The 12,387-nt window shown below is 59.0% G+C and carries 11 protein-coding genes; 7 read left to right on the top strand and 4 right to left on the bottom strand.

Annotation, left to right across the window (positions count from 1 at the left end):
* The first annotated feature begins 97 nt into the window (after positions 1-97).
* The 7 genes from ASG75_RS11965 (at position 98) to ASG75_RS11935 (ending at position 8,698) form a co-directional block, all read left to right on the top strand.
* Positions 98-1,042, top strand: coding sequence for an FAD-binding protein (locus ASG75_RS11965; RefSeq protein WP_056389560.1), 945 nt, complete (start codon positions 98-100; stop codon positions 1,040-1,042).
* A gap of 144 nt (positions 1,043-1,186) precedes the next feature.
* Entirely contained in the window at positions 1,187-2,056 is an 870-nt protein-coding gene (locus ASG75_RS11960; RefSeq protein ID WP_082547596.1) for a class I SAM-dependent methyltransferase, read from the top strand.
* A gap of 224 nt (positions 2,057-2,280) precedes the next feature.
* Entirely contained in the window at positions 2,281-3,402 is a 1,122-nt protein-coding gene (locus tag ASG75_RS11955) for a glycosyltransferase family 4 protein (protein WP_056389555.1), read from the top strand.
* A complete protein-coding gene (locus ASG75_RS11950) occupies positions 3,395-4,321 on the top strand; it encodes an NAD-dependent epimerase/dehydratase family protein (RefSeq protein ID WP_056389551.1) in 927 nt (308 codons plus the stop codon). Before ASG75_RS11955 ends, ASG75_RS11950 begins: the two co-directional genes overlap by 8 nt.
* Positions 4,322-4,561: 240 nt before the next feature.
* A complete protein-coding gene (locus tag ASG75_RS11945; protein ID WP_056389548.1) occupies positions 4,562-5,515 on the top strand; it encodes a lysylphosphatidylglycerol synthase domain-containing protein in 954 nt (317 codons plus the stop codon).
* A 206-nt stretch (positions 5,516-5,721) separates the two neighbouring features.
* On the top strand, positions 5,722-6,696 hold the full coding sequence (locus ASG75_RS11940; protein WP_056389546.1) for a glycosyltransferase family 2 protein: 975 nt from the start codon (positions 5,722-5,724) through the stop codon (positions 6,694-6,696).
* Entirely contained in the window at positions 6,629-8,698 is a 2,070-nt protein-coding gene (locus ASG75_RS11935) for a hypothetical protein (RefSeq protein ID WP_157616967.1), read from the top strand. The genes ASG75_RS11940 and ASG75_RS11935 overlap by 68 nt, the downstream gene beginning before the upstream one ends.
* Positions 8,699-8,807: 109 nt before the next feature.
* On the opposite strand, the gene ASG75_RS11930 is transcribed toward ASG75_RS11935, so the two are convergent.
* The 4 genes from ASG75_RS11930 to ASG75_RS16355 form a co-directional block, all read right to left on the bottom strand.
* A complete protein-coding gene (locus tag ASG75_RS11930) occupies positions 8,808-9,677 on the bottom strand; it encodes a methyltransferase domain-containing protein (RefSeq protein ID WP_157616966.1) in 870 nt (289 codons plus the stop codon).
* A 222-nt stretch (positions 9,678-9,899) separates the two neighbouring features.
* Positions 9,900-10,988 (bottom strand): acyltransferase, encoded by a 1,089-nt coding sequence (locus ASG75_RS11925; protein WP_162253108.1) that lies wholly within the window; start codon positions 10,986-10,988, stop codon positions 9,900-9,902.
* Positions 10,989-11,056: 68 nt separating this feature from the next.
* Positions 11,057-11,488 carry a hypothetical protein gene (locus ASG75_RS11920; RefSeq protein ID WP_157616965.1) on the bottom strand — a complete coding sequence of 144 codons (432 nt, stop codon included), beginning with the start codon at positions 11,486-11,488 and terminating at the stop codon, positions 11,057-11,059.
* A gap of 447 nt (positions 11,489-11,935) precedes the next feature.
* The gene (locus ASG75_RS16355; RefSeq protein WP_157616964.1) at positions 11,936-12,385 is read right to left on the bottom strand and encodes a hypothetical protein; all 450 of its coding nucleotides are present in this window, start codon (positions 12,383-12,385) and stop codon (positions 11,936-11,938) included.
* Positions 12,386-12,387: the final 2 nt, after the last annotated feature.

Genomic DNA, 12,387 nt, shown 5'->3' with positions numbered 1-12,387 from the left:
GAATCCAGTGTCTTTCAGGCGTGCGAAAAATGGATTCCCGCTTTCGCGGGAATGACGGCACGAAGGCACGTTCGACGTACTGCCAAAGGTATACATCATGAGCAAGATCCTGGTCATCGCCGAACACCTCGGCGGCAAACTCAACTCCTCCACCGCGCGCGCCGTGAGTGCCGCCATTGCGGTGAAGGGCGAAGCGATCGACGTGCTGGTACTGGCCGACAGCGCCGACGCGATCGCCGCCGAGGCGGCGAAGATCGACGGCGTGAGTCGCGTGCTCACCGTCGCCCGAGCCGAGAACGCCCACCCGCTGGCCGCCGTGCTGGCGCCGCAGATCGCCAAGGCCGCCGCCGGCTACAGCCACGTGTTCGTGCCGTCCACCACGTTCGGCAAAGACGTCGCCCCGCGCGTCGCCGCCCTGCTTGGCGTGGCCCAGGTCAGCGACGTGATGAGCGTCGAGGCCGCGCACACGTTCAAGCGCCCGATCTACGCCGGCAACGCGATCATCACGGTCGAAGCCGACGCCACCCACACTGTCGTCGCCACGATCCGCTCGGCCTCGTGGCCAGCCGCCACGACTGGTGTCAACAGCGCGCCGGTCGAAGCGCTGACCGTCGACGCTGCGCTCCCCACGCATACCCGTTTCGTCGAGCTGAAGCAGGGCAGCAGCGACCGCCCCGACCTGCAGAGCGCCAGCAAGGTCGTCTCCGGCGGCCGTGGCGTGGGCTCGAAGGAAAACTTCGACATCATCTTCAAGTTCGCGGACAAGATCGGCGCCGGCGTCGGCGCCTCGCGCGCCGCCGTCGACGCCGGCTACGTCCCCAGCGACCTACAGGTCGGCCAGACCGGCAAGATCATCGCCCCCGAGCTGTACATGGCCATCGGCATCTCCGGCGCCATCCAGCACCTCACCGGCATCAAGGACGCCGGCACCATCGTGGCGATCAACAAGGATGGTGAAGCGCCGATCTTCGAAGTGGCCGACTTCGGCCTGGTGGGGGATCTGTTCAAGATCATTCCGGAGCTTGAGGCGGCACTGAACTGAGCGGTTCCATGAACTCCTTCCCAAGTGCTCGGGATCGGGGCTCACGGCCACGCCGCCTGGGCTTTCTGCATTACACGGCTCGCATTGCGGTCTTATCCGAACCGGCGAGGAAACCCCTCGACCCGGGCGGTTCGTTTACCATGGATGACCAGTTCGCATAGGGATGGGAAATTCAATGAAACCAGAAGGGCTCATATTGCGGAAATCGGGGTTGACGCAAATTGCGTCGGATCTGCGCAGAGCAGATGTCGAGCAAATCCGCCCGGAGGCAACACGGCAATGGGCGTAATACGCAATTGTGCCCGACTGCTCCGGCGCACACCCATACATCCGCAGTGGCTGTTGGGTCGACGCCAAACCCCCGGAGGCCTCAAAAACGCAACCGGCGTGATTCTCGACGTCGGTGCAGCCGACCGATGGATCGCCGCCCATCTGCCCGAAACAGCGAGTTACGTCGCGCTGGACTATCCGGCAACCGGCAATGAATTTTACAACGCGAGACCGGATATTTTCGCCGATGCCTGCCATCTCCCTGTCGCCGATGCTTGCATCGATGGTGTCGTCTGTCTCGAGGTGATTGAGCACGTTCCGGATCCTGCTCTGGCGGTCAAGGAGATAGCACGCGTACTGAAGCCGGGCGGTCGTGCCTGGATTTCCATGCCATTCCTCTACCCCGTGCACAACGAACCCTTCGACTTCCAGCGCTATACCGAATTCGGTCTGCGCAGGGACATGGCGCGCGCCAAACTGGAAGTCACGGATCTGCATCGATCCGGCCATGCGATACGTGCAGCCGGCCTGGTTATGTGCCTGGCAATCGCCGGTGGGGTAGATACGAGGCGAGGAGCCCTGAAGTTGATTCTGCTGCCGGTGGCCCTGATCGCGATTTTTACCACCAATGTGACTACCTGGCTCCTGTCATTGGCTTGGCCTAACTGGGACAACATATGCACCGGGCACCATCTGGAAGTGCGCAAGCCGTGTGAACCGGCCGTCACCCCGGACCGGACATAGTCCAACTGCGACAGCTTGCTGCCGCAACCCGATGGTCCTTCGAAAAACCATGCAGTGGCCGACACAATGCCGCCCTGTCAGCCTGTCAAACCCGAATGCCGCATACCCCACACCACACGTAACTTGAGTCATATGGATTCCGCATTGGATACAAATCAGATGTCACTCATGCTCAATCGATTTCCTCGCTCCGCTGACGCTCAAATCGGCAGCGGGCTGAAATAATGCGCGTATTTCTGGTCAGCACCATGTATCCACGCGATGCCGCCGGTTGGCGTGGTGTGTTCATCAGAAACATGGTTTACGCGCTGGCGCGCACACCTTCCAACGAGTTGACCGTGTGGGCACCACCCGGTGAACTTCCCGAGGGGGTCATCAATGCCTCCACACCAGCGGAAGCTCAGTGGCTTGGAAAGCTCGTCGACCTTGGCGGCATCTCGCACATGATGCGGAGCGGCGGCATCCGGGCACTGCTTGCGCCCGTCAAGCTGCTACTCCTACTCGCCGCAGCCTATCGAAGGCATCCGGATACGGACATCTACCACATCAACTGGCTGCAGTCCGCGCTGCCACTGCCTCGCGACGGCAAGCCCGCCCTCATAACCGTGTTGGGCAATGATTTGAGGCTGCTCAGGTTGCCATTCATGCGCCCCCTGCTTCGCAGGATGATGCACGGGCGCAAGGTGGCCATCTGCCCGAACGCCGAGTGGATGCGCGATCCCCTGCAACATGCATTCGGCGATGTCGCCGAGATCTGTCCTGTTTCATTCGGCATCGACCCGGTCTGGTACGCCATAGATCGTACACAGGTCGCCAATCATCCCAAGCGCTGGATCGTGGTTGCGCGTCTTACCATGGACAAGCTCGGGCCGCTATTCGACTGGTCATACCCGCTCTTCAAGGATGGTTCGCGTGAATTACACTTGTTCGGGCCCATGGAGCAGGACATCGATGTACCCGATTGGGTGCACTACCACGGCCCCGCCGCGCCGGCGCAATTGGCCAAAGAGTGGTTTCCTCACGCCTGCGGACTGGTAACGTTGAGTCGCCACGCCGAAGGACGGCCACAGGTAATGCTGGAAGCCATGGCTGCCGGCCTGCCGATCATTGCCTCCCGTATGCCGGCGCATGCCACCGTCGTCGTCGACGGCGAGACGGGCCTGCTGTGCGACTCCAAGGAAACCTACAGCAACGCACTGGACATGCTGGAGGACGGGGCCACCAATCATCGTTTCGGGGAAGCCGCGCGCCGCCGTGTGGCCAAGGACCTCGGTACATGGGACGACTGCGCAAATCGTTATTGGCGCATCTATACGCGGCTGCTTGGAGGAAGGAAAGATGACTGAGGCGGTACTCATTCTCGGCGGAGGCGGTTTTGTCGGGCGCAGCCTGACACGAACCTTGGCCCTGAAGGGCACGCCGGTCATCACCGTCAACCGCAGCACGCCGGGATTCAAGCATCCACTGGTTGAATCGATAGTCGGCGAATTCCGGGAACCAGAAGCTTTCACCTCTTTGCTCACGCGTAGCCATACCGTCGTGCATCTTGCTTCGACATCAACACCTGGCACATCGGCAGCGCGGCCGTTGCAGGAGGTGAACACCAATCTTTACATCACCGCTTCCTTGCTGCAGGCGCTCCAGGATCACCCTGACGTGGAGCTTTTATACATGTCCTCCGGAGGCTCGCTCTACGCAGATGCCTCCGGCTTGCCATCCGACGAAAGCGCGCGTGTCCACCCCCGCTCGTATCACGGCGCAGCCAAGCTCGCTTCGGAACATCTCGTCTCAGCCTGGTGCGACCAGTTCGACGGCAAGGCCACTATTCTGCGTCCTTCGAACATCTATGGCCCAGGCCAGCCCGAACGCCCCGGTTTCGGCGTTATTCCGGCCGCCTTCGGCAAAATTCTACGCAACGAGACACTCCACGTATGGGGCGACGGATCTGTCCGTCGCGACTATGTCTACATCGACGACTTGGTCCGACTCTGCACCATGATTCTCGATACCCCCATGCTCAAAGGCACGAGAATCTTCAATGTCTGCAGTGGCGCCAGCATCAGCCTCAACGAACTCTTCGACGTCATGGAAGCGGCTACGGGTAAGCCATTGCACCGCAGCTACGACGCCGGCAGGGCTGTAGACGCCTCGTGCATCGCTATGGCCGCCACGCATGCGGCAAAGGCCTACGGCTGGCGCCATCAAACTTCCCTGAAAGAAGGCCTAACACGAACATGGGAGTGGATCGACCGTGCCACGCACTGACGTGGCCCACATCGGGAACAAGTACTTTCCCGTGAGCGCCTCACACAGAAATGGCCTCCTGCGCCATCCGTGCCGTCGCTCGGGTAGAGAGTCACCATTCTTGCAATGCCTATGCTGGAAATGGGGCAAGCAGCCACACGCCGCCCGCAGCAAACCAGCCACGCTTGCGGCAATGCCCAGTGGTGCGGATTCGTCTTCATCGGCACAGCATAAGAAATCTGCAGTGGGCACGCGCCGATCATGAAGCGAACACTGAAAGGCCTAGGCATCCTGCTCGCACTCGTCGCTGGCGGCTATTTCGTGGTCTACGCGCACCGCGCCTTGGCCGGCAAGGACTTGTCGGCATTGCTCGACAGTAGGGTACTTGCCGCTATGGCCTGCCTTACCCTGCTCTATACACTGTCCATCCTGACAACGGCCCTTGCTTGGACGAGGCTGTTGCATGCCATGCGCCAGCCTGCCAAATTTTCGCGCCTGCTATCCATCGTGGCCACCACTCAGTTTGGCAAATACCTCCCGGGCAATGTGGCCCAGCACATCGGGCGCATCGCGTTGACGCGTGGCATTGGCGTGCAGATGTCTCCGGCGCTGCTCTCCATAGCCTATGAACTCCTGCTGGCACTGGTTGTGAGCGCACATATCGGCGCACTCACCCTGCTGTGGGCACCTCCATCTGCGTTGCTGCAATGGCAAATAACCCAGTACCGGGTACCGCTACTGATTGGGGTGACTGTAGGTGCGCTGGTCGCATTGCTGCTGGCGCCGCGTGTTGCCATATGGTTGACCCGTTTGCGAAACCCGGCACGCGAAGAGCTATTAGCCGCGCCCGCTAGATTGCATCTTGATCCAGTAACGGTCGGTATCTGCTATGCACTGTATGCGACCAGTTTCGTCATGATCGGCTACGGCCTCTGGCTGGTTGCTGGCTCGCTGGCACCCGCAGGCGTATCGATACCTGGCCCGATATTCCTCATCGGCGCATTCGCCAGCAGCTGGATCCTGGGCTTTGTTGCCCCTGGCGCGCCAGCCGGTCTAGGTATCCGCGAAGCCATGTTGAGCGCCTGGCTTAGCGGGGTGCTGCCTCCCGTGGAAGTGGTCCTGCTTGTTGTCGCACTGCGCATAGCCACCACCCTGGGTGACCTGATCAACTTTATCTGGGGGAGTGTGGTCATGTTTCGCCGGCGTGATGGCTAATACGGAAAGGCTCGCTCGCTTGGCGTGTATGGCCAGTTGGAGAGCGCCCCTGATCGACCCTGAAGAGACGACGCCTTTGGCCGTGCGGTACGCGCCTGCGATATCCAGGATCAAGCAACCCCGATGTTATCGTGCCACAGCGCTCCAACAATCTGAGACGCGAACCGAACCCCGACGCGTACGCGAACCACACTCCAGGACGACCCATGAAACTCATTATCCAGATTCCGTGCCTCAATGAATCCGAAACCTTGGCAATCGCCCTGGCAGAGTTGCCACGTGAGGTCGAGGGCTTTGACTCAGTTGAATGGCTGATCATCGACGACGGCTCAACTGACGATACGGCAGAAGTAGCCCGCCAGAACGGTGTCCACCACGTGGTGCGCCACCCGGTAAACCGCGGCCTTGCGGTGGGTTTCATGTCCGGTCTCGACGCCTGCCTGAAGCTCGGCGCGGATGTCATCGTCAACACCGATGCGGACAATCAGTACTGCGGTGCCGACATTCCCAAACTGACGGCGCCAATTCTTGCTCAACAAGCCGACATCGTCATTGGCGCGCGACCAATCGAACAAACCGAACACTTCTCCTGGGTCAAGAAGAAGCTTCAACGTCTTGGCAGCTGGGCGGTGCGTGTGGCCAGCAAGACCGATGTTGCGGACGCTCCCAGTGGTTTCCGCGCGATGTCGCGCGAAGCAGCCATGCGCCTGAACGTATTCAACGCCTACACCTATACGCTGGAAACCATCATCCAGGCGGGCCAGAGCAACCTGCGTATCATCTCTGTGCCGATCCGTACCAATGGCGATCTGCGGCCGTCGCGCCTGGTGAAGAGCATCTCCAGCTACGTCCAGCGTTCGCTGGTCACGATCCTGCGCGTCTTCGTGATATATCGCCCGCTGGCTCTGTTCTTCTATGCGGGATCGGTCTTTCTTCTCGCCGGGGCGGTCGCCGGTGTCCGGTTCCTCTACTTCTATTTCGACAATGGCGGAGAGGGCCATGTTCAGTCGGTCATTTTCGCCTCCTTGTGCCTCACGCTCGGCATGCTGTTCAGCATGATGGGACTGATCGGTGACTTGATCGCGACCAACCGCAAACTACTGGAACGAATCGATGTTCGTCTCCGGCACCTGGAATTCGGAAGCAGCGATCGTAATCATGCAAATATTAAAAATGGTTAATGGCATGAATATGAGCTCCGACTCAGGGCGCTCGGCGAAAGCGCTTTCTCTCATTTCTTCCATTTTTTTTGGGCTGTTGCTGTCCCTGCTTTTTATCGGGACAGCCAAGGTAGCGATTCATTCGGCGCCATCGTTCGATGGTGGCATGAATCTGGAAGTCGCCAGCTCCATCGCCAAGGACGAAGGCTATCGCCGCTCCTACGCGCAGCGCGACGTTTTCCCCCATGAGATACAAACAGGCGCTCCATACATCCTTCCAGCCGCCGCTGTCTTCAAGATTTGGGGCATAGCCATTCCGCAAGCGCAAGTAGTGAATATCGCCTACTTCGCCCTACTGCTGGCAACCACCTTCCTTTTGGTGAGGCAGAGAGGGAGCCGGACGCTTGCACTCTTCGCAGCCTGCACCGCTGCCGTTGTGCCTGGCATACTGGAATTCGGTTTCGGTGGCTATGGCGAAATACCGGCTATTTCTTTAGTTTTTGCTGCTACTACTATCTTCTACAGCGAGCGAAGCAAGCGACCACTAGTCACGGCATTCGTGGTGGGTGTGCTTCTCGCGCTGGCCGTGATTACCAAGACGGTGATGCTCATCGGGGCAGGCGCTCTCTGCCTTTGCGTCATCCTGGAGCTGGCCTGTCCTGCAGATGGCCAGCGGGCGCCGCATATGAAGAGGATGGGTGCACTGGCAGCCGGCGGCATACTCACCATGATTGCAATGGAGTTATGGAGAGCAGTGGCGTTGGGCGGCGTCGATGCCTGGACGAACTGGTGGACAGAGGAAACGTCGGGAATCTTCCGGCAAGCGGGTGTCCACACTGGACTTGCGGATACAACGACGGGCCTGCTCGGAAAACTGAGTTTGCATCTGCATCATCTGAGTCATGATTATCGATTTGCCATGTGGGCCACCGCCCTATGGCTTGTACTCCTCTGCTTCGCCGGGGTAGCAACGCTTTTGCGTTCACCCAAGCAAGTAGGCAAGTGGAGCACACTGACTATCCTAGTTATCGCCATCGTCTACATGGCGTGGTGGCTGCTAGTAACGCCCACAGCCAAAGCGTGGCACCGGCGTATCATCGACGGCATGATCTGCGCCAATGTCGGGATGATCATGTTTGTCGCAACCTGGTCCAGTGATTGGCGCAATCGTGCGTACGGCAGACTGGCCAGGATTTCGGCCATATTGATCACATGCCTAATTCTTAGCCTACCACTGGTATGGCTGGTAAAGGGCTCCCGAGCGCTTGTCTACGCCAGCACAAATCTTGATGACAATCGCGCGCTCCTACACGTGGTCGAAGAGGTACGAGCGCTTCCGAAGAACGCCTACATCTTCGGTGTCGGCTGGTATTCCGCCCCAACCATCTCCCTTCTCGCGGAGCGGCTCATTCTGGATTTCAATGACATTCCCGTATCGCGCCTGGAAACCGGACGGCCGGTCTATTTCGTGCAGGCTCCGAGTGATTCTTCGGACTACCTTGGGCGTGTTCGCTCGAACTACCAGCTGTCCGATGCACCACGGGATGGCTATGCTCTGCTGGCGGCCATCTCGTTGACGCCTTCACCGCTTACCCCTCAGCACGACGAAGTCCAACGCCACATTCATGCTGCCGACAACTATAGCTATATGCGTGGATTCAACGCCTCCGAGGGAAGTAATGGTCGTTGGCTCAGCGACGACAACCTCATTCTCCTAACACCCAAGGCTGGCGATCACTTCGAACTAATTGTCTATACGCCTTCGCAGGCCTCATACCTGTACAACAGCGCTCCGAAGGTTATGGTCAGCTTCAATGGCTGCGCTACGCCGACTCAGGACAGTAAACCCGGAGGCGTTTCGAAGCTGAACTTTCCGATTCCGGACAGCTGCGGCATCACGCCTGGTCAACCCGTCAACGTCCGCATCGAAGTCGATAATCTTCTTGATGTAGCCACGACGCGCGACGCGCGCCCACTCGCCGCTCTTGGAAAGGAGATTGGATTCGTGGGGTCGCAGCCTTGAGGTCGATCTCGCCGATACCGAAAACGACGTGATATCCAAACCGCAGGACGGCGCTCATAACGCCATTCTGCAGCTCTCGCGGCACACGGCATCAGAAGCCGGTGCTCGATCATTTTTTGTGGCCAAGCTCTCGCTGAAGACTCAACGCCCACTCCGTTCGCGCCATGAATTCCGAATAGTAAAAGTACGCCCGGGCCGACTCGAAGGCGGCTTGGCGCATGAGCCCAGACTCGCGTAGCAGAGCGTCGTTGTGCGGCAACGGGTGATAGATACGGTACTCGAAATCAAGCGCATCCGCGGCAGGCTGGAATTCAGCGACGAAAGCGAAACTCTTTCCAGGCAGCGCCATAATGCGGAATCCGCGCGGCTCAAAAATATGTGCGGCTCCGCGCAAGGAGTACGAGACGATGTGTCCGCGATGTAACGGATCCAAGTACCCGCGGTCCTCATTGATCACATAGTCAGGCATGCCTGTATTGAACAACCATAGACTGTCAGGCAGGCTGACCTTGGCCAGCCCGTCCGCCAATTTGCCCAACATCCGCGGTGTGAGGTGCTCAATGACTTCGATGCACACTCCCACATCATAGGTTTCCTCCAGCATGCCCACGTCGCCTTCCACGTACTTCGGGTGGGATGTTCGTTCCACCGGAGGAAACAGTTCGACGCCATGGAACAAGTCCGGTCGCTTTGGATATTGCTTAGCCAGTTCGTCAAGCAGATAGCCGGGGCCGGTACCCACATCGAGAAAGCGCGTTACCGGTCGCTGGCAATAAAGCAATGCCTCGCCAGCCCGGGTCAACGATTCCCCTCTGGCGCGCGTACGCGCCGAGCATAACTCCTCGTTCCAATAGGCTTCATCGTACAGACGCGTGCTATTCCCGTTGTCGATATCAACCAGCACATCGTTGGCAATATGCAGTGACCCGCAAGAGACGCACCGCGCGTAGTCGTACCCATCGATATTCGCGTAGAACACCGACTTTCCTGCCTCGCACACCGGACACGTAGTCTCCATGCCGCACCTTCTCCCGTAGGCGACTCAGTCAGCCCACCGCTGGTCCTATGGCCATTGACCGGATCGACCTCTCCCTGCCACTGTTCCCCCGATGGGCAATGGACGACCGGGAGCGGCAGATGGTGCACACCCGGCATCGTCATGGAGCTTAGCAGGACTGTCGCACGGCCCGTTATTACGGGTTTATGTGCCGCGGCGGTCCAGCCCGTCCTGCGTCGTCGCTGGCGCAGTGAGCGGCCAAAGGCGTACGGATTTCAAACGCAGTGCCTGTCGTTCAACCGTGTGCCAGGAAAGGTAGCCGAGCGCGAGGGCCGCGCACCCACAGACAAGGAACGAAAGCGAAGGTGCGGCGTGCGGAAACATCGCTGCATAAACCTGCTGCAGCGGCCAGCCCCACAGATAGGCTCCGTAGGAAGGGTCGCCATACTTCTCAATGGATGGCAGCCGCACGCAGTAGCCAAACCAGAAACAGAAGTAGGTGAGCGCCAGCGCAAACACCCACGGGTAGATTTCCGCACGTCGACACAGATAGGTTGCAAATAACAGTGCAAGCATACCGACATGGCTTATCTCGATCTTGTCCTTGTACAGCTGCACGGCTATGCCGAGCAGGAAGTAACCGGCCAGGCGCACCCACATCCAGTGCAGTGGCAAAAGCTCCGGACGGAAAACACCCGCAAGTGCCAGTCCTGCGAGGACGAGAAGTGTAAGTTTTCGACTGCGAAGCAGGCCTACCGCGCCGATGATGGCCACGAAGAGATACATGTGGAATTCGGCCGGCAGCGTCCAGAGACTGCCATTGACGGATGGCCCGAACGGGTTGGATTGAAACACGCCAGGCAGCGTATATGACACGTCGGAGGAGAACTTGAGATTCTGCACGACGTAATGGGTTACACCGTGCGATCGCAGGTAATCCGTCAGTGACAGACTGGTAAGTATCGGGCCGATCACAAACGCGGTGACGATCAGGCAGGCAAGCAATGCGGGGACAATGCGCAGCAGGCGTGCCTTGAGGTAATCGACCGGATCCGAGCGCCGAAGATAGCTTCCGCTCACCATAAACCCGCTGAGCACAAAGAAGATATCGACGGCGATATCTCCGCTGTACGTGTCCCAGTTGAGGCGCAGGAAGATATCGCGCGCACCGGGGATCGGAGACAGCGCAAAGCTGTGCCCATAAATGACCATCAGGGCAGCGATGACCCGCAGCAACAGGAAATTGTCTTTCCTGGTTGCCAACCCTTCCGCGACGGTTCTTCCGGATGGCATGCATACACCTTGGATTAGTGAAGCGACACGGCCTGCTCCCTGCATGTGCGGAGAGCGCAGTTCATCACTTACTGAACGATGAACTGCACGTCACCGCTTTGATAGGACTGTTTGCCCTTGCTCCCGGCGACATGCAGCGCGTACTGGCCCGCCTTCGCATAAAGACTGGCGGGCACGGCAGCGGTGATGAGATTGCCGGAAATATAGCTTTGCAGCTTCACGCCATCGAGATAAACCGCTGCGTCGGTGCCATCCAGTGGCTGGTCAACACGTACCCAAAGCGCTGCCTGCTGATTCGGCTGCACGTTGAACGGCTCACCCGCCTTGACCGGGGTCGGGCCGAATCCGGATATCCGCAGGCTGGATGAAACATTCGTGGAAGTCGCCTCGGCTGCCGCGGCCTGTGGGGCAGAGGCCTGCGAATTCGTATCACTCTCTTCACTGCAGCCCTGCAATGCCAACGCCGAGCAAAGTGCCAAGGCAAGCAGTGCGGTTTTCACGTATGTCATCTTCGTAGCCATCTGTGCACACTCCAAAATCGTGGAATCATCAAGATTAACTTCCGCACCCATATCACTTCAAAGCGCGTCGTTCATCGGCAAGGCATTGAACTCGCCACAGCCACAGCTCTCAAGCGCCGGAACACACCATATACCCTGGCGACACAGTGCAAGCCGCCAACCGTGGGCGCACAGACCATCGTATGTTGCCGCAATCGGATGGCCGAATTCCCGAGTCACATTACCGAATTTATCTGAGGCTCATAGTGCTCGCTTGGACAAGTAAGAGCATCAGCATCGTTCGTTGCAGACCCATTACGTCTTGTACGGATCGAGCGCAAGATTTTGCACAATCGCGATCTGCGCAGACACATCTCGCAAGGCACTTTCGCATGTAATCCCTGATGACGGTGTTCGACTACAGACCGACCAGCGGCGCCATTCAATTCAACCACACGACGCGGCGCGCATGACCAATCTGGCGAGTTGCCTGCCACCGGCATCGGTCAGGATGAAAGCACTGCCATCGGTCATCCAGGCCCCGCTCACTTTGCTTCCCGCAGCGCCGGTGGCGGCCCAAAGCTTGGGCTCCTTGCTGGGATCCTGCACCCAGATCTTCACTGTGTTGACGCGTGCCGTCGTGGCATCCCAGCTCACCTTGACCGCAGCACGCTTCCCACGCAAGGCACCGCACTGTTCGAGAACAGCTGGCTCGGATTGGAGCTTCACACCTGCCGCCATCAAGGCGGAGCCTGTTGCAGTGCTTGCAGCTTTCGCCGGGGCCGCCGGTGCTGAGGAACCGGTATAGGACTCCCCGGGTGAGCAAGCAGCCACGCCCCACGTCAACGCGACAATAAGGGTTGCTCTGGCTGCTGCACTGAAAAACGAAATACTCACGT

Source organism: Rhodanobacter sp. Soil772 (genome assembly GCF_001428385.1).
Classification (GTDB): Bacteria; Pseudomonadota; Gammaproteobacteria; order Xanthomonadales; family Rhodanobacteraceae; genus Rhodanobacter.
Note: the sequence above shows the minus strand (reverse complement) of the source record. Positions and strands in the feature narration are given on the sequence as shown.

Bases quoted from the DNA above. Each gene is read 5' to 3' on its own strand.
- ASG75_RS11950 (WP_056389551.1), top strand. From the start codon at position 3,395: ATGACTGAGGCGGTACTCATTCTCGGCGGAGGCGGTTTTGTCGGGCGC.
- ASG75_RS11965 (WP_056389560.1), top strand. From the start codon at position 98: ATGAGCAAGATCCTGGTCATCGCCGAACACCTCGGCGGCAAACTCAAC.
- ASG75_RS11960 (WP_082547596.1), top strand. From the start codon at position 1,187: ATGACCAGTTCGCATAGGGATGGGAAATTCAATGAAACCAGAAGGGCT.
- ASG75_RS11940 (WP_056389546.1), top strand. From the start codon at position 5,722: ATGAAACTCATTATCCAGATTCCGTGCCTCAATGAATCCGAAACCTTG.
- ASG75_RS11935 (WP_157616967.1), top strand. From the start codon at position 6,629: ATGTTCGTCTCCGGCACCTGGAATTCGGAAGCAGCGATCGTAATCATG.
- ASG75_RS11945 (WP_056389548.1), top strand. From the start codon at position 4,562: ATGAAGCGAACACTGAAAGGCCTAGGCATCCTGCTCGCACTCGTCGCT.
- ASG75_RS11955 (WP_056389555.1), top strand. From the start codon at position 2,281: ATGCGCGTATTTCTGGTCAGCACCATGTATCCACGCGATGCCGCCGGT.
- ASG75_RS11925 (WP_162253108.1), bottom strand. From the start codon at position 10,988: ATGCCATCCGGAAGAACCGTCGCGGAAGGGTTGGCAACCAGGAAAGAC.